The organism is Stenotrophomonas sp. STEN035 (assembly GCF_056759935.1).
The window spans coordinates 81,460-102,621 of the sequence record NZ_JBRRDY010000013.1 but is presented as its reverse complement, the minus strand read 5'-3'; the positions used below and the strand labels follow the sequence as shown (position 1 = coordinate 102,621).

Here is a 21,162-nt window from a genome sequence, read left to right as displayed (position 1 = left end):
ACCGGGCTTGGCTGTTTTTACCCGCTTTGACTGAATTGGAGGCTCGAAGCTGATGACCCCACGTATCCAAAACAAGGTGTTTGGCCTGCTGGCGATGACCCTGCCGCTGGTCGCCTGTGCGCAGAGCCCGGCCCCGAATACCCCGGCCGAACAGGTCGCTGCTACCCGTGCCGCGCCCGCGCCGCAGTTGGTGCAGGGCCTGCCTGACTTCACCCAGCTGGTCGACCAGGTCGGCCCGGGCGTGGTCAAGGTCGATACCGTGATCGGCGCGCGGCGCAATCCGCGCGCTGCCCAGCAGGGCCCGGACATGGACCAGATGCCGGAGTTCTTCCGCCGCTTCTTCGGTCCGGATTTCCAGATGCCGGGGCCGGGCCAGCAAGGGCCGGACAGCGGCCCGCGTGGGCGCAGCATGGGTTCGGGCTTCATCATCTCCAATGATGGCTATGTGCTGACCAACCACCACGTCATCGACGGTGCCGAGTCGGTCAAGATCACCTTGAGTGATCGCCGCGAGTTCACCGCCAAGGTGGTCGGCAGCGATGCCCAGTACGACGTGGCGTTGCTGAAGGTCGAAGGCCGCAACCTGCCGACCGTGCGGGTGGGCGACTCCAATACGCTCAAGCCGGGCCAGTGGGTGGTAGCGATCGGCTCGCCGTTTGGCCTGGACCATTCGGTTACCGCCGGCATCGTCAGTGCGCTTGGCCGCAATACCGGTGGTAACGAGCAGCGCTATGTGCCGTTCATCCAGACCGACGTGGCGATCAACCAGGGCAACTCCGGCGGTCCTTTGCTGAATACGCGCGGTGAAGTGGTCGGCATCAACTCCCAGATTTTCTCCGCCTCTGGCGGCTACATGGGTATCAGTTTCGCGATCCCGATTGATCTGGCGATGAATGCGGTCGAGCAGATCAAGAAGACCGGCAAGGTCAGCCGCGGCCAGTTGGGTGTGATGGTCGGTGCGGTTACTGCCGATGCCGCCGAAGGCCTGAAGCTGCCGGATAGCCGTGGTGCGCTGGTCAATGAGATGGTGGCCGATAGTGCTGCCGCCAAGGCCGGGATCGAGGTGGGCGATGTTATCCGCTCGGTCAATGGCACCCAGATCAATGATGCCAGCGAGCTGCCGCCGATGATTGGTGCGATGGCGCCGGGCAGCAGGGTGCGGATGGGGATCATCCGTGAAGGCAAGCCGCGTGAGATCACTGTGACCCTGAATGAGCTGGCTGAGGATGCGGCGCGGCCGGGCAACACTGCCGCCGCTGGCGATGATGCCAAGCCGCAGGCCGGTGCCAACGCCTTGCTGGGGCTGGAAGTGGCCGATCTGACCGCCGCCGAGCGTCGTCAGCTCGGCCTGGAGTCGGGCGAAGGCGTGCGTATCACCGGCGTCAACAGCCGGTCCGGCCGTGAGGCGCGTCTGGCCCCGGGCATGGTGGTGTTGCAGGTCGGGCGCGCCCCGGTGGGTAGCGTTGCCGCCCTGAACCGGGAGCTGGCTGGCTACAAGAAGGGAGACGTGGTCATGCTGCTGGTCCGCGCCGGCGCCAACAGCGCCTTCGTCCCGGTTCGCGCTGGCGAATAAGTCCGTCAGGCCTTGTGATAGCAACGGGAGCCGCCTTCGGGCGGCTCCTTTCGTTCAGCTGCCGGCCAAACCCTGTGCGGGGCTTGGCTCCGGCATGCGATAATGGCCCGTTATCCTGACGACGCAGCGCCGCCGCCGCCACCTATGTCACATGATTCGATGCGGATGATCCGCAACTTCTCCATCATTGCCCACGTTGACCACGGTAAGTCCACCCTGGCCGACCGCATCATCCAGTTGTGTGGCGGCTTGACCGCGCGCGAAATGGAAGCGCAGGTCCTGGACAACAACCCGATCGAGCGTGAGCGTGGCATCACGATCAAGTCGCAGTCGGTGTCGGTGCCGTATACGGCCCGCAACGGCCAGACCTACTTCCTGAACTTCATCGACACCCCCGGCCACGTCGACTTCTCCTATGAAGTCAGCCGCTCGCTGGCCGCCTGCGAAGGCGCGCTGCTGGTGGTCGATGCGGCCCAGGGCGTGGAAGCGCAGTCGGTTGCCAACTGCTACACGGCCATCGAGCAGGGCCTGGAAGTGGTGCCGGTGCTGAACAAGATCGACCTGCCCACCGCCGACATCGACCGTGCCAAGGCCGAGATCGAGGCGGTGATCGGCATCGATGCCTCCGACGCGGTTGCGGTCAGCGCCAAGACCGGCCTGAACATGGAGGAGGTGCTGGAAGCCATCGTGCACCGCATCCCGCCGCCGGCCGACCGTGGCAGTGACAAGCTGCAGGCGCTGATCATCGACTCCTGGTTCGACAACTACCTGGGCGTGGTCTCGCTGGTGCGCGTGATGCAGGGCCAGATCAAGGCCGGCGACAAGATCCAGGTCATGTCCACCGGTCGTTGGCATCTGGTCGACAAGGTCGGCGTCTTCACCCCCAAGCGTAAGGAAATGCCTGCGCTGCGTGCCGGTGAAGTGGGTTGGATCAACGCCAGCATCAAGGACGTGCACGGTGCGCCGGTCGGCGACACCCTGACCCTGCAGGCCGATCCGGCTTCCGAGCCGCTGCCCGGCTTCCAGGAAATGCAGCCGCGCGTGTTCGCCGGCCTGTTCCCGGTCGATGCCGAGGACTACCCTGACCTGCGCGAAGCCCTCGACAAGCTGCGCCTGAACGACGCCGCGCTGCGCTTCGAGCCGGAAAGCTCCGAGGCGATGGGCTTCGGCTTCCGTTGCGGCTTCCTCGGCATGCTGCACATGGAAATCGTGCAGGAACGCCTGGAGCGCGAGTACAACCTCGACCTGATCAGCACCGCACCGACGGTGATCTACGAGGTGCTCAAGAGCGACGGGACCATCGTGATGATGGACAACCCGGCCAAGCTGCCACCGGTCAACCAGGTGGAAGAAATCCGCGAGCCGATCATCCGCGCCAACATCCTCACCCCCGAGGAATACATCGGCAGCATCATCAAGCTGTGCGAAGAGAAGCGCGGCAGCCAGATCGGCATCAACTACATGGGCAGCCAGGTGCAGATCAGCTATGAGCTGCCGATGGCCGAAGTGGTGCTGGACTTCTTCGACAAGCTCAAGTCGGTCAGCCGTGGCTACGCCTCGCTTGAGTACCACTTCGTGCGCTTCGATGCCGGCCCGTTCGTGCGCCTGGACGTGCTGATCAACGGTGACAAGGTTGACGCCCTGTCGCTGATCGCCCACCGCAGCCATGCCGATCGCCGTGGCCGCGAGCTGTGCGAGAAGATGAAGGACCTGATTCCCCGGCAGATGTTCGACGTGGCCATCCAGGCCGCGATCGGCGCGCAGATCATCGCCCGTACCACGGTCAAGGCCATGCGCAAGAACGTGCTGGCCAAGTGCTATGGTGGCGACGTTTCGCGTAAGAAGAAGCTGTTGGAGAAGCAGAAGGAAGGCAAGAAGCGCATGAAGCAGGTGGGCCGCGTGGAGATCCCACAGGAAGCCTTCCTTGCTGTGCTGCAGATGGACAAGTAACAGTTATTGGGGATTCGGGATGCGGCATTCGGGATTCGCCAGAGCGGCATGCGCTTTGGCTGTTGCGAATATCCAATCCCGAATCCCGAATCTCATTCCGAAGGAACATGAATGAAATGGTTTGAAATCATCCTGGTTGTGCTGACTCTGGGCTCGGGCCTGGTGGTGCTGCTGGACAAGCTGTACCTGCGCAAGCGCCGTGCCGAGAAGGCCAGCCTGCTGGACAGCGAAGAGCCGGCGGTAGTGGATTACTCGCGCGCGTTCTTCCCGGTGCTGGCGGTGGTGTTGATCCTGCGCAGCTTCGTGGCCGAGCCGTACAAGATCCCCTCCAGCTCGATGATGCCCAACCTGTTGATCGGCGATTTCATCCTGGTCAACAAGTTCTCCTACGGCTTCCGTCTGCCGATCACCAATACCAAGATCATCCCGGTGGCCGAGCCCAAGCGCGGTGACGTGGTGGTGTTCAAGCCGCCGCATGCACCGGACCAGAACTGGATCAAGCGCGTGATCGGCCTGCCGGGCGACCGCATCGGCTTCCACGGTGACACCTTGTCGATCAACGGCGTGCCGATGGTCTACGAAGACCGTGGCGAGTACGTTGGCAAGGGCCCGGGCGCGGAAATGACTGGCGCCTCGCTGTTGACCGAGCAGCTGCCGGGTCGCAGTCACACCGTGCTGGAATTGCTGGGTCGTGCCGACCCGCGGGGCCAGGGCGACTGGGTGGTGCCGGAAGGTCAGTACTTCGTGATGGGTGACAATCGCGACAACAGCGAGGACAGTCGCTTCTGGACCCAGACCCACTTCCTGCCGGAAGAGAATCTGCGTGGCAAGGCGTTCCTGATCTGGCTGAACTGTGAAGGCTGGTTCTGCAAGGGTAGTTTCGAACCGTCGCGTATCGGGGCGGGCATTCAGTGAGTGGACAACGCGTGTCTGGGGAGATCGCAATGAAGCACAAGCAAGCAGGTATGACGCTGACCTCGTTTCTCGTGGTATTGGCGGTAGTGGGCTTTGCGCTGTTTATCGGCATGAAGCTGTTCCCGATGTACCAGGAGTATTACTCCGTGCGCTCGGCGCTCAAGAGCATCGCTGCAGAGCCCGGGTCGGGCAGTCTCGAGCCAGCCAAGGTGCAGGAGTTGTTCTTCAAGCGCATGGACATGAACTATGCCGACGACGTGAAGCCGGGTGACCTGAAGATCGAACGCACTGACGGTGGTCTGCGTATGGTTGTCAGTTACGAAGTGCGTCGCGAAATGATCGGCAACCTCGATGTGGTGGGCAAGTTCAACGCATCCCAGGATTTGAACCGGACCGGTAGTGAATAGAACGTTCCAACGGGGTGACCTGATCGGTCACTCATTCAAGGATCAGGGTTTGCTGAAGCAGGCCCTGACCCATCGCAGTGCCGGTGCGCCGCACAACGAGCGCCTGGAGTTCCTTGGCGACAGCATCGTCAACATGCTGATCGCCGAAGCACTTTTCACACGCTGGCCGAAGGCTGACGAAGGCGCGCTCACGCGTGCCCGCTCGGCCTTGGTTTGCGAGGCTGCGCTGGCGGTTATCGCACGCGCCTTGGAGCTGGGCGACCGCTTGACGCTGGGTCCAGGCGAAATGAAGTCCGGCGGCCATCGCCGCGACTCGATCCTCGCCGACACCTTCGAGGCCGTGGTTGCCGCCATTTACCTGGACGCCGGTTTCGAAGCCTGCCGCGAGCGGATAATGCCGTGGTTCGAGGCCTCGCTGTCGGCGGTGCCGGTGGGCAAGCCCGAGAAAGACCCCAAGACACGCCTGCAGGAATGGTTGCAGGCCCGGCAGAAGACCCTGCCGGTATACGAGCTGGTATCGGAGACCGGCGACGACCACGCCAAGCACTTCCATGTGCGCTGTTGCGTGGCTGACCCTGCCGTAAGTACCGAAGGCGAAGGCACTTCGCGACGGCTGGCCGAACAACAGGCGGCAGCCGCCGCAATAGAGCAATTGGATTCCAAGTGAACGACACCTCCTCTCATCGCTGTGGCAGCGTCGCGGTCATTGGCCGCCCCAACGTTGGCAAATCGACCCTGACCAACGCCCTGGTCGGCGCCAAGGTCAGCATTGTCTCCAACCGTCCGCAGACCACCCGCCACCGGCTGCTTGGCATCGCCACCTACCCGGAAGGGCAGCTGGTGCTGGTTGATACCCCCGGCCTGCATCGCCAGCAGAAGCGCGCGATGAACCGGGTGATGAACCGCGCTGCGCGTGCCTCGCTGGAAGGCGTGGACGTTGGTCTGCTGGTGATCGAAGCCGGTCGCTGGGACGAAGAAGACACCCTCGCGTTCAACGTGCTGAGCGATGCAGGCGTGCCGGTGGTACTGATCGTCAATAAGGTTGACCGGATGAAGGACAAGGGTGCGCTGCTGCCGTTCCTGCAGGAGATCACCGTCGGTCGTGAATTCGCCGCAGTTCATCCGATCTCGGCGCTGAAGCGCAATGGTCTGGACGCGCTGGTGCGTGACCTTATCGGTTTGGTGCCGGAAGGCCCGCCCATGTTCGGCGAAGATGAAATCACCGACCGCAGCCAGCGCTTCCTCGCCGGTGAGCTGGTCCGCGAGCAGTTGATGCGCCAGCTTGGCGAAGAACTGCCGTACGCCACCACCGTGGAAATCGAACGCTTTGCCGAAGATGGTGCACTGCTGCGTATCGGCGCGGTGATCTGGGTCGAGCGCGAAGGCCAGAAGGCGATTGTCATTGGCAAGGGTGGCACCCGCCTGAAGGAAATCGGCGCCAAGGCGCGTCTGCAGATGGAGCGTCTGTTCGGTGCCAAGGTGTTCCTGGAAACCTGGGTGCGCGTACGTGAAGGCTGGTCCGATGACGAGGCCGCACTGAAGGCCTTCGGTTACGGCGAGCAGTAAGCTTTTCAGCCGGGAATCGGGAGTGGGGAATCGGGAATGGAAACTGCCTGGTTCTGCCGCGATTTGCGATTTCCGGCTGTTTTCTGGCCGCTTGACAGGTCAGGTTGTGCGATGAAGAGCGATGCTGCGACGACGATAAGTCGTCGCGTTAGCCGGCCGCCAGGGAGCCTGACGAAGGCCGGCTGGATCACGGTCGCGGGCTGTTCCGACTCCCGATTCTCCATTCCCGATTCCCAGCCTTAGATGCGCATCGAAGACCAGCCCGCTTACGTGCTGCATGCCCGGCCTTGGCGCGAGACCAGCCTGCTGGTCGAGGTGCTGAGTCTGGAGCATGGCCGCCTCGGCCTGCTTGCGCGTGGTGTGCAGGGGCCGAAGAAGCAGGCGTTGCGTGCAGCCTTGCAGCCACTGCAGGCGATTCGCTTTGACGCGCAGCAAACCGGTGAGTTGGCGCAACTGCGCCGCGCCGAAAGCCAGGACGTGGCGCCGCGTCTACACGGCCACGCGATGCTGGCCGGCTTCTATATCAACGAACTGGTGATGCGCTTGACGCCGCGGCAGGACCCGTTGCCGGAGCTGTACGTGGCTTACGGAGAGTTGCGCGGGCAGCTTGATCAGGCCGATACGTTGGCTTGGTCACTGCGGCGCTTCGAGCGTGACCTGCTTGACGCATTGGGCTTTGGCTTCGACTGGAGTTGTGGCGCCGATGGCGAGCCGATCGATCCGGCAGCGCGTTATCGTCTGGATCCGCTGCAGGGGCCGCTTCGTCTGTTGAGTGAGCGCAACAATGAGCGGCGCGCGCTGGCCACCGGCAGCGCGTTGCTGGCATTGGCCGAGGATCAACAGCCCGACAGCAGCGATGTCGCCAGCCTGCGTCTGCAGATGCGTGCAGTGCTGCTGCACCATCTTGGTGGTCGTGGGCTCAAATCCTGGGAAATGCTGGGCGAACTGGCCCGTTCGCAGCCGTAGTGCCGAGCCATGCTCGGCAGCGGCCGCATGCAGAATCCAACCATGTAGTGCCGAGCCATGCTCGGCAGAGGCTCTACCGGGGAAGCCTGTTGCCGAGCATGGCTCGGCACTACATCTGATCAGCGCAGCAGGGCGCTGACAGCGCTGCCGAATTGTTGCCGCGCCTGCATCGATGCCGGATCGTGATTCAGCTGACGCACTGCAACCGCCAAGCGCGAGGCACCAACAAAACCACAGCTGGCCTGCAGTTTGTGCAGCTGTGCATGCAGGGCTTTGTCGTCATGTTCTTCAAGTGCATGGCTGACCGCATCGCGGGTGCCGGGTAACTCGGACAGGAACAGTTCGCGCAGTGCACGTACATGCGCCTGCTGCCCGTTCAAGGCATTCATTGCGGCGGATTCGTCCCAATCCAGGGCGGCCTCGGCAATGTTGCCATCGGTTTTTGCCGTGGACTTGCTCAGCGCACGGCGCACGCTTTTGAGCAGCGCATCGCGACTGATCGGTTTGACCAGGGTTTCGTGGAAACCGGCCTGCTGCAGCGTCGTCTGTATTTCCTGGCTGGTATCTGCGGTATGCGCCAGTGCAATGGTGTGCGGATGGCGTTCACGCAGGCTACGCAGCAGGTTGGCACCGTTGCCGTCAGGCAGGTTCACATCAAGCAACCACAGGTCGTAGGTTCCGCTCTGTGCCAAGCGCAGCGCGCTGGCGCATGATTCGGCGATATCGACCTTGGCCGGTAGCGATTCCAGTACAAACTGGAAGAAGCCCTGGCTGGTCATGTCGTCCTCGACCAACAACAGGCGCGGCAGGTTTCCTTGGTGATGCGTATTCATCTGCTGCCTCCATGTCAGCTACACCCCGCATATTAGCGATGGCGCGGCGATCTGCAAGCCATCGGGGGTGTTCATGTTGAGCATCTGCGACAATGGCCGCCCTTTTGCCCGCAGCCTGTTGCCACGTGGCCCGATCCAGATCCCCCCGCATAGACAAGACCCCGTTCCAGACCGACATCCTCGACCTGAGCCATGACGGCCGTGGCGTTGCCCGGCGCGAAGGCGAGGGTGGCAAGGTCACCTTCATCAGCGGCGCGCTGCCGCAGGAAACGGTGATGGCCGAGCAGACCGGCAAAAGCCGTCATTTCGATGAAGCCAAGACGGTTGAAGTGCTCAAGGCGTCGCCGCACCGCGTCGAGCCGCGCTGCCCGCATTTCGGCGTGTGTGCTGGTTGCGTGCTGCAGCACCTGGAAGAGTCGCAGCAGATCGTGGCCAAGCAGCAGGTGCTGACCGACAACCTGACCCGCATCGGCCACGTCAGCCCGGGCGAGGTGTTGCCGGCGCTGGTGGGCGACAGCTGGGGCTATCGCCGCAAGGGCCGCTTCTCGGTACGCCGCGTCGAGAAGAAGGACAAGACGCTGGTTGGCTTCCGCGAACTGGATCCGCGCTTTGTCGCCGATCTGTCGCAGTGCCTGACGGTGATCCCGGAGATCGGCAGCAAGGTGGGCGTACTGTCCACCTTCATCGAGACGCTGGACGGCAAGCGCGACATCCCACAGATCGAATTCATCGCTGGTGATGCGGCCATCGCCCTGACCGTGCGCCATCTGCAGCCGCTCAGTGACGCTGACAAGCAGGCATGGATCGCATTCGGGCAGGAGCATGGCTTTGCCATCTACCTGCAGTCCGGCGGCCTGCACACCGTGGCGCCGCTGTGGCCGGCCGAAGGCGTCGCGCTGTCGTTCGCGCTGCCGCAGTGGGATGTGGAGCTGGCGTTCCGTCCGCTGGACTTCATCCAGGTCAATGCCAAGCTCAACCAGCAGATGATCGCGCATGCGCTGACCTTGCTGGACCCACAGCCGGATGAGCGAGTGCTCGACTTGTTCTGTGGACTGGGCAACTTCACCCTGCCGCTGGCGCGCAGCGTGCGCGAAGTGGTGGGCGTGGAAGGCGAGGCCGGACTGGTCGCACGCGCCAAGGAAAACGCCGAGCGCAATGGCCTGGCCAACGCCGAGTTTTACGCCGCCGACCTGACTTTGGATCAAAGCGAAGCACCGTGGATGAAGCAGGGCTTTGACAAGCTGCTGCTCGACCCGCCGCGTTCGGGTGCGATCGATGTGCTCAAGCAGTTGCCGCTGGAGCAGTTCAAGCGCATCGTCTATGTGAGCTGCCACCCGGGTTCGCTGGCACGCGATGCCGGTTACCTGGTCAACGAGCGTGGCTTCACCCTGGTCTCGGCCGGTGCGATGGACATGTTCCCGCACACCGCGCACGTTGAGAGCATTGCCGTATTCGAGAAGAGGTAAGCGGTGGGTATCGAGATCGAACGCAAGTTCCTCGTCACCAGCGATGGCTGGCGTGCTGCTGCGCACGCCGTCATCCCCATGGCGCAGGGCTATATCAACGATACGGCGGCGATGGACAGTGGCGCGCAGAAGGCTTCGGTGCGGGTCCGCATCCAGGGCGAAGATGCTTACCTGAACATCAAGTCGCGCGAGCTCGGCCACACCCGTCAGGAGTTTGAGTACCCGGTGCCGGTGAACGAGGCGCGTGAGCTGCTGGCGCTGTGCGTTGGCGGCCTGATCGACAAGCGCCGGCATCTGGTCCAGCACGGCGGGCTGCTGTGGGAAGTTGATGAGTTCCTCGGCGACAACGCCGGACTGGTAGTGGCCGAAGTGGAGCTGGAGAGCGCCGATCAGGTGTTCGCCAAGCCCGATTGGGCCGGTACCGAAGTGACCGACGAGTTGCGTTATTACAATCTGGCCTTGGCATCGAAACCGTACAGCCAGTGGTGAAGTGCCCGTAGTGCCGAGCCATGCTCGGCAGAGGCTTCACAAGCAAACCCGGTAGTGCCGAGCCCTGCTCGGCAGAGGCATTACCGGTAAAGCTTCAGCCGAGCATGGCTCGGCACTACATTGATATTAGGAACCCTCATGCGCATCGATATCTGGTCCGACGTGGTCTGCCCTTGGTGCTGGATTGGCAAGCACCGCTTCCAGCGCGGTCTTGAGTTGCTGGGCGCCGACGCGCCTGAGATCGAGGTGCGCTGGCATCCGTTCCTGCTTGATCCGGACGCCGGTACCACCCCGGTGCCGTTGTTGGAGGCCTACGCTGCCAAGTTCGGCGGCGCTGAACGCACCAAGCAGATGCTGGCGCAGACCCAGAGCGCAGCCCAGGCCGAAGGCCTGCCGATGGATTTCGGCAAGGGCCAGGTCAAGGTCAGCACCTTGCTGGCGCACCGGCTGATGTGGCTGGCAGGTCAGTACGGGGTGCAGGAGCAGGTCGGTGAGGCGTTGTTCCGTGCGCACTTCGCCGAAGGCCGCAACCTGGCCGATCCACAGGTGCTGATTGCTGCCGCCGCGGCGGGCGAGATCCCGGCCGAGCGCGTGCAGGCGATGCTGGCCTCGGACGAAGGTCTGGCCCAGGTCCAGGCCGGCATCGGCCAGGCCCAGGCGCTGGGTATCCAGTCGGTGCCGACCTTCGTGATCAACGGCCAGTACGCGGTGCAGGGCGGACAGCCGGCAGAAGTGTTTGCCGACGTATTGCGGAAGATCGCCGCCGAGCAGGCGCCGCAGGGCGCTGCCAGCCCGGATGAACAGGCCTGTGGCCCGGATGGCTGCAGCGTCTGAACGCAGGCTCTGACGCGGCGAGCGCCATCTGCGACAATATTCCGCTACGCCGCAGTCTGCGGTGGATTGGAGTCCTTGCATGCTTTTGATCGGCGTTGCCGGCACCGAACTGACTGCCCAGGAGCGTGACTGGCTGCAGCACGACGCCGTGGCCGGGGTGGTGCTGTTCAAGCGCAACTTCGCTTCGCGGGCGCAGGTAGTCGAGCTGACCGCGGCGATCCGCGCTGCCACCGCACGCCTGCTGTTGATCAGCGTGGACCAGGAAGGCGGGCGGGTGCAGCGCTTCCGCGAGGGCTATGCAGATCTGCCGCCGCTGGAAGGCTTCGGCAAGCTGTATGCGAGCGACCCGGACGGCGCCCTGGCCCTGGCCGAGCAGCACGCTTGGCTGATGGCCAGTGAAATCCGCGCCAGCGGCCTGGACCTGAGCTTCGCTCCGGTGGTGGACGTGGGCCATGGCAACCTGGCCATCGGCAACCGTGCCTTTGGCGAAGACCCGCAGGTCGTCGCCGCCTTGACCGCTGCCTATGTGCGCGGCATGCATTCGGTCGGCATGGCCGCCACGCTCAAGCATTTCCCCGGCCATGGCACGGTCCGTGAGGACACCCATGTGGACACCGCGGTCGACCCGCGGCCTCTGGCCGAAATTGAAGCCCACGACCTGATACCGTTCCGGGCCGGCATCGCTGCTGGCGCCGATGCGGTGATGATGGCGCACGTCATCTACCCGCAGGTGGCGCCGGAACCGGCAGGCTACTCGCCGCGCTGGATCAACCAGATCCTGCGTGAGCAGATGGGCTTCCGGGGCGTCGTGTTCTCCGACGACATCGGCATGGCGGCCTCCTTCGCCGCCGGTGGGGTCAAGGCCCGCGTCGATGCGCACCTGGATGCCGGCTGCGACGTGGTGCTGGTCTGCCACCCTGAGCTGGTCGAAGAATCACTGCAGGCCGTGACCGGCCGCAGCTTGAATACCGCCGCCCTGTTGAGCCTGATCGGCCGCGGGGCGATGGGCTGGGGCGGCCTGCTGGCCGATGCCCGCCATACTGATACCCGTAATCATCTGTTTGAAAACCTTGGAAGAACCGCCTGATGTCCAAACTCACTCTTGAACAAGCCGTGGCCCAGGCCGACCTGCTGGTCGACCGTCCCACCATCGACACCGCCATCGCCGGCATCGCCGACGCCATCGCGCGTGACTACAAGGGCGAAGTGCCGGTGTTCATCTCGATCATGAACGGTGCGCTGCCGTTCGCCGGCCAACTGGCATTGGAACTGGGCGCGCGCGGTCAGGACGCGCAGTTCGACTACATGCAGGCCTCGCGCTATCACGGCGAGACCGGCGGCGAGCTGGTCTGGAAGCACCGCCCGGTGTCGGCCCTGTTCGGCCGCCGGGTGATTCTGGTCGACGACATCCTGGATGAAGGCTTCACCCTGCAGGGCGTGCGCGAATGGTGCCTGGAGCAGGGCGCAACCGACGTGCGCATCGCCGTGCTGACGGTCAAGCAGCACGACCGTGCGCTGCCGGGCGTCAAGGCCGACTATGCCGGCATCGACCTGCCGGACCGCTTCGTGTTCGGCTTCGGCATGGACGTCAACGAATCGCTGCGTTCGCTGCCGGCCATCTACGCAATGAAGCAGTAATACCGGCGGCCGATGCTTGCCATCGGCTTTCGGTCTGATCGCGGCTGGGCCACGCCAAGGGCGTGGCTTGCGCGTGCCCAACGAGAACATCAGGAATGAGCATGGAACCTATCGCCCTGGCCGTTATTGGCGGCACCGGCGTGTACAAGCTGGCCGCGCTGGACGATGTCCAGACCCACGAGGTGGAAACCGCCTACGGCGCCCCTTCCGGCCCGGTCCGGGTTGGCCTGTTGAACGGCCAGCGCGTGGCGTTTCTGGCCCGGCATGGCGAAGGCCATTCGATCCCGCCGCACAAGATCAACTACCGCGCCAACCTGGCCGCGCTCAAGCAGCTGGGCGCAACCCGGGTGCTGGCCTTGAACACGGTGGGCGGCATTGGTGAGGACTTCGGCCCGCGCGTACTGGCCTGCCCGGACCAGCTGATCGACTACACCTGGGGTCGGATTTCCACCCTCAGCGAGGAAGAGGGCAGCGAGGTCCTGCATGTGGATTTCGGCCATCCCTACACCCCGTCGTTCCGCGCCAAGGTGCTGGCGGCGGCCAAGGCCAAGGGCGTGGCGATGCAGGATGGCGGCTGCTACGGGGCCACCCAGGGCCCGCGTCTGGAAACCAATGCCGAAATCGCCCGGATGCGCCGTGATGGCTGCGATCTGGTCGGCATGACCGGCATGCCCGAGGCCGGGCTGGCGCGCGAGTTGGGGCTGGAATACGCCTGCCTGGCGATTGTTGCCAATTGGGCGGCTGGCTGCGGCGACGCCGCGGAGATCACCATGGCCGAGGTTTTGGCCAATGTGGAAGCAGCTTCGTCTGGTTTGCCGACTTTGGTGGGTGAATTGGCGCGGGGGTGATTGTCATCCCGGCTTAAGGTTTGCATACTCCGCCAGTACGCCTCATTCAGCGTGCATCAATCCATTCATCGAACAAGGTCTCGCATCACCATGCCGAACGGTACCGTCAAGTGGTTCAACGACGCCAAGGGATTTGGCTTCATCTCACCGGAGGACGGCAGCGCCGATGTCTTCGCGCACTTCTCTGCGATCAATTCCAAGGGCTTCCGCAGCCTGCAGGAAGGCCAGCGCGTCAGCTATGACGTGACCCAGGGCCCGAAGGGTGCCCAGGCTTCGAACATCATGCCGGTCGAGTGATCGACCCGCCTGTGCGGAAAAGCCCCGCCTAGGCGGGGTTTTTTTTGGGCTGTGGTCGGCCAGGGAGGGACTGTAATGATCAAGACACTGGATATCGCCATCGTTGGCTACGGCACCGCCGGGCAGGCGCTGGCGGTGCTGCTGTCGCGCGACGGGCACCGGGTGCAGGTGTTCGAGCAGGCCGCAACGCCGGGCCCCGTAGGTGCGGGTTTCCTGCTGCAGCCCAGTGGTTTGCAGACGCTGTGGCAGATGCAGCTGATGCCGCAGGTGCTGGAGCACGGCGCGGTGGTGCGCCGCCTGTACGGCGAGACGCCTTGCGGGCGCGCGGTGATGGACATGACCTACGCCGGGCTGGACGCACGCCTATGTGGTGTGGGCATGCAGCGCGGGGCATTGTTCTCGCTGCTGGATGCGGCCTGGGATGCGGGCCCGTCGCTGCACGTGGATAGCCGCATCAGCGCCATCGACGACACGCTGCAGCGCGTACAGGACCAGCACGGGCATTGGCATGGACCGTTTGATCTGGTGATCGCCACTGATGGTTCGGGTTCCGGCCTGCGCGCGCAGGTGCAGGGCACCAAGCTGGATCGCGTTTACCCCTGGGGCGCGCTGTGGTGCCTGTTGCCGCGCGGTGATTGGCAGCATGGCGACGAGCTCCGCCAGCGCTATGTGGCCGCGCGCAAAATGATAGGTCTGTTGCCGGTGGGCAGCCGCCCCGGCGACAGCGAGCAGCGCCTGAGCTTCTTCTGGAGCCTGCCGCGCGATGGCTTCCAGGCCTGGGAGCGTGACGGACTGGAGCCGTGGCTGGATGAGATCGCCACGCTATGGCCGGAAGCGCGCGAGCGCCTGGCCGGGGTCAGCGTGCAGACGCAGCTGGCCCGCGCCAGCTACCGCGATGCGGTGATGGACCGCTGGTACCGCGGCCGCCTGGTGTTGGCCGGTGACGCGGCGCACTCGATGAGCCCGCAGCTGGGGCAGGGCGTCAACATGGCATTGATGGATGCGATGGCACTGCGCGATGCCTTGCGCGCGGAGCAGAGCATTGATGCCGCATTGGCGCGTTACCAGCACCAGCGCAAGGCGCATGTATGGCTGTACCAGTTCTGGAGCCGCTGGCTGACGCCGATCTTCCAATCCGATCACGATTGGATCGCCAATGGCCGGGACCTGCTGTTCAAGCCCATGGGGCGTATGCCTGGCGGGCGCGGGCATATGCTGCGTGTGCTCAGTGGCACCCAGCACGGCCTGTTTGGCAAGTTGGCGCTGCAGGATGAATTCATTGCAGCGCTGGCCGAGGTCGCGCAGAAGCGCTGAGCAGTGCGCGGGCAGCGCGCGCTTGCGGCAGAATCAAGGGCGGTCCTCCCCGAGTCGCCGCCATGCTGCCGCAGCCGCCTCCGTTTGAAACCCACGTCGTCGACAACCAGCCGCCGCCGTTCGCCGAGCGTGATCTGTGGCAGGACGATCTGGCCTTGCAGCAGTGTGTGCAACGCGAAGGCGCGCAAGCCTTCGCGGAGGCAGTGCAGCACTACGGGGTACTGGCCGGTGGCGAGCTGTACCGGATCGGCTTTGATGCCAACCGCCAGCGACCGCTGTTGCGTACCCACGATGCGCACGGCAACCGGATCGACACAGTTGATTTCCATCCTGCCTACCATCGGCTCATGGCCACGGCGAAAACCCGTGGCGTGGCCGGGTTGTCCTGGCGTTCGGCGCAGCCCGGCGCGCATGTGGCGCGCGCAGCGCTGAGCTATCTGCATCACCAGGCCGAAGCTGGCACCAGTTGCCCGCTGACCATGACCCATGCCGCCGTGCCGGTGCTGCGCCAGGAGCCTGCGCTGGCCGAATGGGCCAACAAGGCAGCAGCGCCGTTCTATGACGCGCGCGATCTGCCCATCGGTGACAAGCCGGGCATCACCGTCGGCATGGGCATGACCGAGAAGCAGGGCGGCTCCGATGTGCGCAGCAACACGACCATGGCGACACCGTTGGCGGGCGAGGGCGAGTACAGCCTGATTGGGCACAAATGGTTTTTCTCCGCGCCGATGTCCGATGGCTGGCTGGTGCTGGCGCAGGCACCTGGTGGATTGAGCTGCTTTTTGATGCCGCGGCGACTGGCCTGCGGGCGACGCAACAACTTCCATCTGATGCGCCTGAAGGACAAGCTCGGCGACTGGGCCAATGCCTCCAGCGAGGTGGAGTTCTGCGGCGCCTGGGCGCGCCGTGTTGGCGAAGAAGGACGCGGCGTGGCCACCATCATCGAGATGGTGATGCTGACCCGGCTGGATTGCATGCTGGGCTCGGCCGCGCAGATGCGCATGGCCTTGGCGCAGGCGCTGCATCATGCGCGGCACCGGCGCAGCTTTGGCAAGTTCCTGGTCGAGCATCCGTTGATGGCGAATGTGCTGAGTGATCTTGCAATCGAATCGGAGGCTGCGACTACCTTGGCGATGCGCGTGGCGCGCGCCGTCGATGGCGCGCCGCAGGATGCACATGAAGCTGCCTTCGCACGGATCGGCACGGCCATCGGCAAGTTCTGGATATGCAAGCGTGCAGCAGGCTTCGTCAACGAAGCGCAGGAATGCCTGGGCGGTGCTGGTTATGTGGAAGAGTCGATGTTGCCGCGGTTGTACCGGCAGGCGCCGCTGAACTCGATCTGGGAAGGCAGCGGTAACGTGCAGTGCCTGGATGTGCTGCGTGCCTTGCAGCGCGAGCCAGAAACGCGTGTGGCCTTGCTGGCCGAGCTGCAGCAGGTCGCGGGCCGCAACGATGGCTATGATCGCGCACTGTCGGCGGTATCGGGCCAGTTGCAAGGGGCCGAATTCGCCCAAGCCGATGCGCGCACGCTGGTCAGCGATATAGCGGTGTTGTTGCAGGCAGCGGCGTTGCTGCGCGCAGACAGCCCGCTGGCAGCGTTGTATGTGCAATCACGCCTGCCGCGTGCGGCCGGCGTCTACGGCGTGCTGCAGGCAACAGCGCCGTTTGCGGGCATTTTGACGCGCGCCTTGCCGCAGGCCTGATCAGCCGGCGCCATCCAATGCCGGGTCGAAACGCAGCACCTGGTTGCGGCCGCTGCGCTTGGCCCGGTACAGCGCGGCATCGGCCTTGCGCAGGAGAGTGAGGCCAGCCACGCCATCAACCGGATACGTCGCCACGCCCAGCGAGATGGTGATCGGCGGCAGCGTCTTGCCGGAGAACGGCACGCTCATCTGCGACAGGGCAAGACGCAGCTCCTCGGCCTGACGCAGGGCATTGCTGCTGTCCGACTCGGGCAGGATCACAGTGAACTCTTCGCCGCCATAACGGCATGCGATGTCCTCCCCGCGCAGGCGCGAGCCCAGCAGCTGGCCGATGGCGGCCAGCAAGGCATCGCCGCCGCCGTGACCGTGGGTATCGTTGAACTGCTTGAAGTGATCCACATCCAGCATGATGACCGACAGCGGGAAGTCGCGGCGACCGCAGCGGGCGATTTCCCGGGTCAGCGATTCCTCCAGATAGCGGCGGTTGTACAGGCCGGTCAGCGGGTCGCGGATCGATTGCAGGCGCAGTGACTCGCGCAGGCGCAGATTGCTCAACGCAAGCGACAGCTGCTCCACTGCTGATTCGGCGATGTTCAAGCGTGGCAGCGGGCCGGGGCCGGCACCGGAAAGAAATAGAAAACCAATCTGCGCACCTTGTGCCGACATCGGAATGCAGGCGGTGGCTACGGATTGGCCATGTTCTGGTCGGCTGATATGCGGGCAGCTGGCATCACGCAACAGGTCATCGATGACATGCGGTTGCCCACGCCGTATCGCCCAGCAATCGCTGGGTGGCAGAAATGCGCTGGTTTCCACCAGCGGCTTGCCCCAGCTGACGATGTTCTCGACGCGATCATTGGAGGCGCGCAGCAGATAGACCGAGCCGGCGACATTGGGCATCAATGCTTCCAGCGTACGCGCGCTGATCTCCAGGGCTTCCTCCGGGTTGGCACAGCTCTGCAGCAGGCCGGTATAGCGGCCCAGGGTCTGCAGGTCGGCGCTGGAGCGTTCGATCTGCTCCAGGTTGCCGGCCAGTTGTTGAGTAGCGCTGGCTGCGCGCTTCTCGGCGCGGCTGCGGCGGCGCAGCTCGGACAGCAGGATGCCGTAGACCGATGCGACCACAGCCAAGCCAAAGGGGATGCCGGCAAAGGCAAGCCCTAGTAGCAGGTCCGCACTGCGGCGTGAGCTGGCGGCGCGATCCACCAGCCGGTCGTGTTCTTCCTCGACCATGGTCCGCACCTGTTCGCGGATGGCGCTGGTGGTGCGGAATGCGCTCTGGTTGATTGCCGCACGTGCGGCGTCCAGGCCTTGGCCGTCATAGATATCCACGACATGCTGGATCTGCTGCAGGCGCCGGTTGACCAGCTCATTGAGCTTGATTGCATTGCGTGCCTGGTCGGGGTTGTCGGGGATCGACCTGGACAAGCTGCTCAACAAAAGTGGCAGCCGTTCCACGCTCACCTGGTAGTCAAGCAGATAGGCCTGGCTGCCGGTCAGCAGGTAACCGCGCTCGGCCGATTCGGCATCCAGCACCATCGACTGGATCTCATCAATCCGGCTGATGACTTCGTGGGTATGGGCGACCAGCCGTGCATCGGCGATGAACCTGCGCGCGCCGACGAATACACCGACGCCAATGGCGACGAACACCAGCGCCGAGAATATCAGCGCGAATTTACTACCTGTGTGTTTCCGCATTCCGCCCTTGACTGCATGATCGAGGTGATACGCACGTGCTGCCGCGCGCGTGATCACATGCCTGCCCGGATTGCGTGCATCCGGCCCCCTGTGGCATCACGCATCCAGCGCGAGCGTCACGCAGCGGCCATCGGCATGGCCGCTGCGTGACGAAGTCTATCAATGCTTGGCGGCGTCCGCTTTTTCTCGCGCTTGCTTGGCTGCATCGTGGGCGTGGTCGGCAACCTTCTGTGCCGCGTTCGCGGTAGCGGCGCTGGCATCGGCGGCGGCGTCCTTGGCTGCAACGGAGGCGTCGTCGGCAGCCTTGGTGGTGGCGTCGGCGGCTTTGTCCAGTGCCTGTTGTGATTCGGCGGCGGCACTACGGGTGGCAGCGGCAGCTTGGTTGGCGGCGTCGCGGGTCGCATCTGCGGCGGATTCGGCTGCGTTCTTGGCTGCGTCGGCGGCATGGTCTGCAGCAGCGGCTGCGTCCTGCTTGGCCTGCTCGGCGTTACGGTCATTGCAGCCAGCCAACGCCAGCACCAGGCCTGCGGTCAGTACGGGGACAAACAGCTTCATTGCACTCTCCTTAGTTGGACCAATGTGGTCACCCTAGAGGGCGGCGTATTCAGATCACGTCAAGACCAGATCACACGGGGGATGCGCTCAAGGAGCTCAGGGCCTTGGCATGGTCAGCGCGGTGATGGGTGGCTGCGCCGCCCGTATCCGCTCATCCCGGCTTGCAGGTAGCCGCAGGAGGCATGCTTGCGGATCAGCGTGTTGTGCTCAGTGCGTAGGGCAGTAGGGGCGGGTTGAGGCTTGTTTGCAGCAATCCGTGGCATTGCTGGAGCAAAGGCCGCCCATAAGAAAAGCCGCTGGCGAACCAGCGGCTTTTCAAGACCAGCTTGGAAGCAGAAGTTATTACTTCTTGGCTTCTTCAGCAGCGTCCTTGGCCTGTGCAGCAACGTCTTCAGCAGCCTTGGCAGCGTCGGTAGCGGTGGCAGCAGCAGCGTCGGTGGTGGCAGCAGCAGCGGCGCCAGCAGCCTGGCCAGCAGCGTCAGCAGCGGTGGCGGCGGTGTCGGCAGCAGCCTGGGCAGCGTCAGCGGTAGCAGCGCCAGCGGTGGCAGCAGCGTCAGCAGCGCCCTGGGCTTCGGTTGCAGCGGTGTCAGCGGCAGCGGCGGCGTCAGCAGCCTGCTCCTGCTTCGAGCAGGCGGTCAGGGCCAGACCCAGGGTCATTGCGATCAGCAGCTTGTTGATGCTCATTTGTGAATCCTCGTCGTGAAATTAGGCAACGCGCCATTGCGCGCCGGGAACATGATGACAAGCCCATTTTGACTGTCAAGCGGTCCCGCATTCAGGTTTGGAAATATCTGAAATTTTCCAATTAAATCAATTCAATGGCGATGGCAGTTGCTTCGCCGCCGCCGATGCAGAGCGACGCAACGCCACGCTTGAGGCCGCGTGTGCGCAAGGCGTTTACCAGCGTAACCACCAAGCGGGCGCCAGAAGCACCGATGGGATGGCCCAATGCGCAGGCACCACCATTGACGTTGATCTTGGCGTGTGGAATGCCCAGTTCACGAATCGGCGCCATCGCCACCACGGCGAACGCTTCGTTGATCTCGAACAGGTCGACGTCGGCGATGGCCCAGCCAGCCTTTTCAAGGACCTTGCTGATCGCTCCGATCGGTGCGGTGGTGAACCATTCCGGTTCCTGCGAGTGGGTGGCATGGGCGGCAATGCGGGCCAGCGGCTGCACGCCGCGTTTGGCAGCATCGTCGGCGGACAGCAGTACCAGCGCGGCGGCGCCGTCGGAAATGCTGGAAGAACTGGCGGCGGTGACGCTGCCATCCTTCTTGAAGGCCGGGCGCAGGGTCGGGATCTTGCTGATGTCCGACTTGCCCGGCTGTTCGTCCTGGTTGAACTCGACCTCGCCCTTGCGGGTGGCAACCTTCACCGCAACGATTTCGTCGTTGAACGCGCCATTGGCCTGGGCGGCCTGCGCGCGGGTCACCGATTCAATCGCGTAGGCGTCCTGCTCTTCACGGGTGAAGCCGAACTTGGCCACGGTGGCCTCGGCGAACACGCCCATGGACTGGCCGTCATAGGGATTGGTCAGGCCGTCCCATGCCATGTGGTCCACTGCCTGGAAGTTTCCGTAGCGGTTGCCGGTACGCGAGTTGGGCAGCATGTGCGGGGCGTTGGACATGGACTCCATGCCGCCGGCAACCACGATGCTGGCCGAGCCGGCCTTGATCAGGTCATGGCCGAGCATGATGGCTTTCATGCCGGAGCCGCAGACCTTGTTAAGCGTGGTGGCACCGGTGCTGGTCGGCAGGCCGGCGGCGAGCGCGGCCTGGCGGGCGGGCGCCTGACCAAGGTTGGCCGGCAGCACGCAGCCCATGATGACCTCGGACACGTCCGTGGCGGGGATGCCGGACTGCGCCATGGCGGCGCTGATGGCAGTGGCGCCCAGGGTCGGGGTGGGGACGCCGTTGAACTGGCCAAGGAAGGAGCCAATGGCGGTACGCTTGGCGGCGGCGATGACGATGTCAGACATGAGCAATCTCGGTTATACCTTGCGGCAATTATCGAACGCCTGCGGGATCTGGCACATTGGACCAACGGCACATCCCCACAGGCAGTGGATTGTCGTTGCAGTATAGAAGGTAGCCGGAGCGCTACCGGG

The 21,162-nt window shown here is 64.2% G+C and carries 21 protein-coding genes; 16 read left to right on the top strand and 5 right to left on the bottom strand.

Translation table 11 applies throughout. The features are described 5' to 3' along the window. Positions 1–52 precede the first annotated feature (52 nt). From ACVOLL_RS09315 to recO, 7 genes are all read left to right on the top strand, one after another. Positions 53–1,573, top strand: coding sequence for a DegQ family serine endoprotease (locus tag ACVOLL_RS09315; RefSeq protein ID WP_481512647.1), 1,521 nt, complete (start codon positions 53–55; stop codon positions 1,571–1,573). 159 nt (positions 1,574–1,732) lie between these two features. Further along, the gene (gene lepA / locus ACVOLL_RS09310) at positions 1,733–3,523 is read left to right on the top strand and encodes a translation elongation factor 4 (protein ID WP_282269647.1); all 1,791 of its coding nucleotides are present in this window, start codon (positions 1,733–1,735) and stop codon (positions 3,521–3,523) included. A gap of 111 nt (positions 3,524–3,634) precedes the next feature. Beyond that, positions 3,635–4,438: a signal peptidase I gene (gene lepB, locus ACVOLL_RS09305; RefSeq protein ID WP_481508334.1), complete on the top strand. Its 804-nt coding sequence runs from the start codon at positions 3,635–3,637 to the stop codon at positions 4,436–4,438. A 29-nt stretch (positions 4,439–4,467) separates the two neighbouring features. Next, positions 4,468–4,845, top strand: a complete 378-nt coding sequence (locus tag ACVOLL_RS09300) for a DUF4845 domain-containing protein (protein ID WP_481512646.1) — start codon at positions 4,468–4,470, stop codon at positions 4,843–4,845. Then, positions 4,838–5,512, top strand: coding sequence for a ribonuclease III (gene rnc / locus ACVOLL_RS09295; protein ID WP_481512645.1), 675 nt, complete (start codon positions 4,838–4,840; stop codon positions 5,510–5,512). Before ACVOLL_RS09300 ends, rnc begins: the two co-directional genes overlap by 8 nt. Continuing rightward, complete coding sequence (gene era, locus ACVOLL_RS09290; RefSeq protein WP_481512644.1) at positions 5,509–6,411, top strand: GTPase Era; 903 nt, start codon at positions 5,509–5,511, stop codon at positions 6,409–6,411. Before rnc ends, era begins: the two co-directional genes overlap by 4 nt. A 243-nt stretch (positions 6,412–6,654) precedes the next feature. After that, complete coding sequence (gene recO / locus ACVOLL_RS09285) at positions 6,655–7,377, top strand: DNA repair protein RecO (protein WP_481512643.1); 723 nt, start codon at positions 6,655–6,657, stop codon at positions 7,375–7,377. Positions 7,378–7,496: 119 nt separating this feature from the next. Here the strand turns inward: recO and ACVOLL_RS09280 are convergent, their stop codons facing one another. After that, positions 7,497–8,210, bottom strand: a complete 714-nt coding sequence (locus ACVOLL_RS09280; RefSeq protein WP_481512642.1) for an Hpt domain-containing response regulator — start codon at positions 8,208–8,210, stop codon at positions 7,497–7,499. 125 nt (positions 8,211–8,335) lie between these two features. On the opposite strand from ACVOLL_RS09280, the gene rlmD reads away from it, so the two are divergent. The 9 genes from rlmD (at position 8,336) to ACVOLL_RS09235 (ending at position 16,799) form a co-directional block, all read left to right on the top strand. Beyond that, positions 8,336–9,676, top strand: coding sequence for a 23S rRNA (uracil(1939)-C(5))-methyltransferase RlmD (gene rlmD / locus ACVOLL_RS09275; RefSeq protein ID WP_481512641.1), 1,341 nt, complete (start codon positions 8,336–8,338; stop codon positions 9,674–9,676). A 3-nt stretch (positions 9,677–9,679) separates the two neighbouring features. Further along, on the top strand, positions 9,680–10,165 hold the full coding sequence (locus ACVOLL_RS09270; protein WP_481512640.1) for a CYTH domain-containing protein: 486 nt from the start codon (positions 9,680–9,682) through the stop codon (positions 10,163–10,165). Positions 10,166–10,303: 138 nt separating this feature from the next. After that, positions 10,304–10,999, top strand: coding sequence for a DsbA family oxidoreductase (locus ACVOLL_RS09265; RefSeq protein ID WP_481512639.1), 696 nt, complete (start codon positions 10,304–10,306; stop codon positions 10,997–10,999). Positions 11,000–11,078: 79 nt separating this feature from the next. After that, positions 11,079–12,086: a beta-N-acetylhexosaminidase gene (gene nagZ, locus ACVOLL_RS09260; RefSeq protein ID WP_481512638.1), complete on the top strand. Its 1,008-nt coding sequence runs from the start codon at positions 11,079–11,081 to the stop codon at positions 12,084–12,086. After that, positions 12,086–12,637: a hypoxanthine-guanine phosphoribosyltransferase gene (locus ACVOLL_RS09255; RefSeq protein WP_481512637.1), complete on the top strand. Its 552-nt coding sequence runs from the start codon at positions 12,086–12,088 to the stop codon at positions 12,635–12,637. The genes nagZ and ACVOLL_RS09255 overlap by 1 nt, the downstream gene beginning before the upstream one ends. Before the next feature lie 101 nt (positions 12,638–12,738). Then, positions 12,739–13,485, top strand: a complete 747-nt coding sequence (locus ACVOLL_RS09250) for an S-methyl-5'-thioinosine phosphorylase (protein WP_481512636.1) — start codon at positions 12,739–12,741, stop codon at positions 13,483–13,485. 90 nt (positions 13,486–13,575) lie between these two features. Further along, positions 13,576–13,782, top strand: a complete 207-nt coding sequence (cspE, locus tag ACVOLL_RS09245) for a transcription antiterminator/RNA stability regulator CspE (protein WP_481512635.1) — start codon at positions 13,576–13,578, stop codon at positions 13,780–13,782. 75 nt (positions 13,783–13,857) lie between these two features. Beyond that, the gene (locus tag ACVOLL_RS09240) at positions 13,858–15,096 is read left to right on the top strand and encodes an FAD-dependent oxidoreductase (protein WP_481512634.1); all 1,239 of its coding nucleotides are present in this window, start codon (positions 13,858–13,860) and stop codon (positions 15,094–15,096) included. 62 nt (positions 15,097–15,158) lie between these two features. Beyond that, entirely contained in the window at positions 15,159–16,799 is a 1,641-nt protein-coding gene (locus ACVOLL_RS09235; protein ID WP_481512633.1) for an acyl-CoA dehydrogenase family protein, read from the top strand. Here the strand turns inward: ACVOLL_RS09235 and ACVOLL_RS09230 are convergent, their stop codons facing one another. The 4 genes from ACVOLL_RS09230 to ACVOLL_RS09215 all read right to left on the bottom strand — a co-directional run bounded on the left by ACVOLL_RS09230 (position 16,800) and on the right by ACVOLL_RS09215 (position 21,033). Continuing rightward, positions 16,800–18,497, bottom strand: a complete 1,698-nt coding sequence (locus ACVOLL_RS09230; RefSeq protein WP_481512632.1) for a diguanylate cyclase — start codon at positions 18,495–18,497, stop codon at positions 16,800–16,802. Between the two features lie 159 nt (positions 18,498–18,656). Then, complete coding sequence (locus ACVOLL_RS09225) at positions 18,657–19,052, bottom strand: hypothetical protein (RefSeq protein WP_481512631.1); 396 nt, start codon at positions 19,050–19,052, stop codon at positions 18,657–18,659. 342 nt (positions 19,053–19,394) lie between these two features. Further along, complete coding sequence (locus tag ACVOLL_RS09220) at positions 19,395–19,736, bottom strand: hypothetical protein (RefSeq protein ID WP_481512630.1); 342 nt, start codon at positions 19,734–19,736, stop codon at positions 19,395–19,397. 121 nt (positions 19,737–19,857) lie between these two features. Further along, positions 19,858–21,033 carry a thiolase family protein gene (locus ACVOLL_RS09215; RefSeq protein ID WP_481512629.1) on the bottom strand — a complete coding sequence of 392 codons (1,176 nt, stop codon included), beginning with the start codon at positions 21,031–21,033 and terminating at the stop codon, positions 19,858–19,860. Positions 21,034–21,162: the final 129 nt, after the last annotated feature.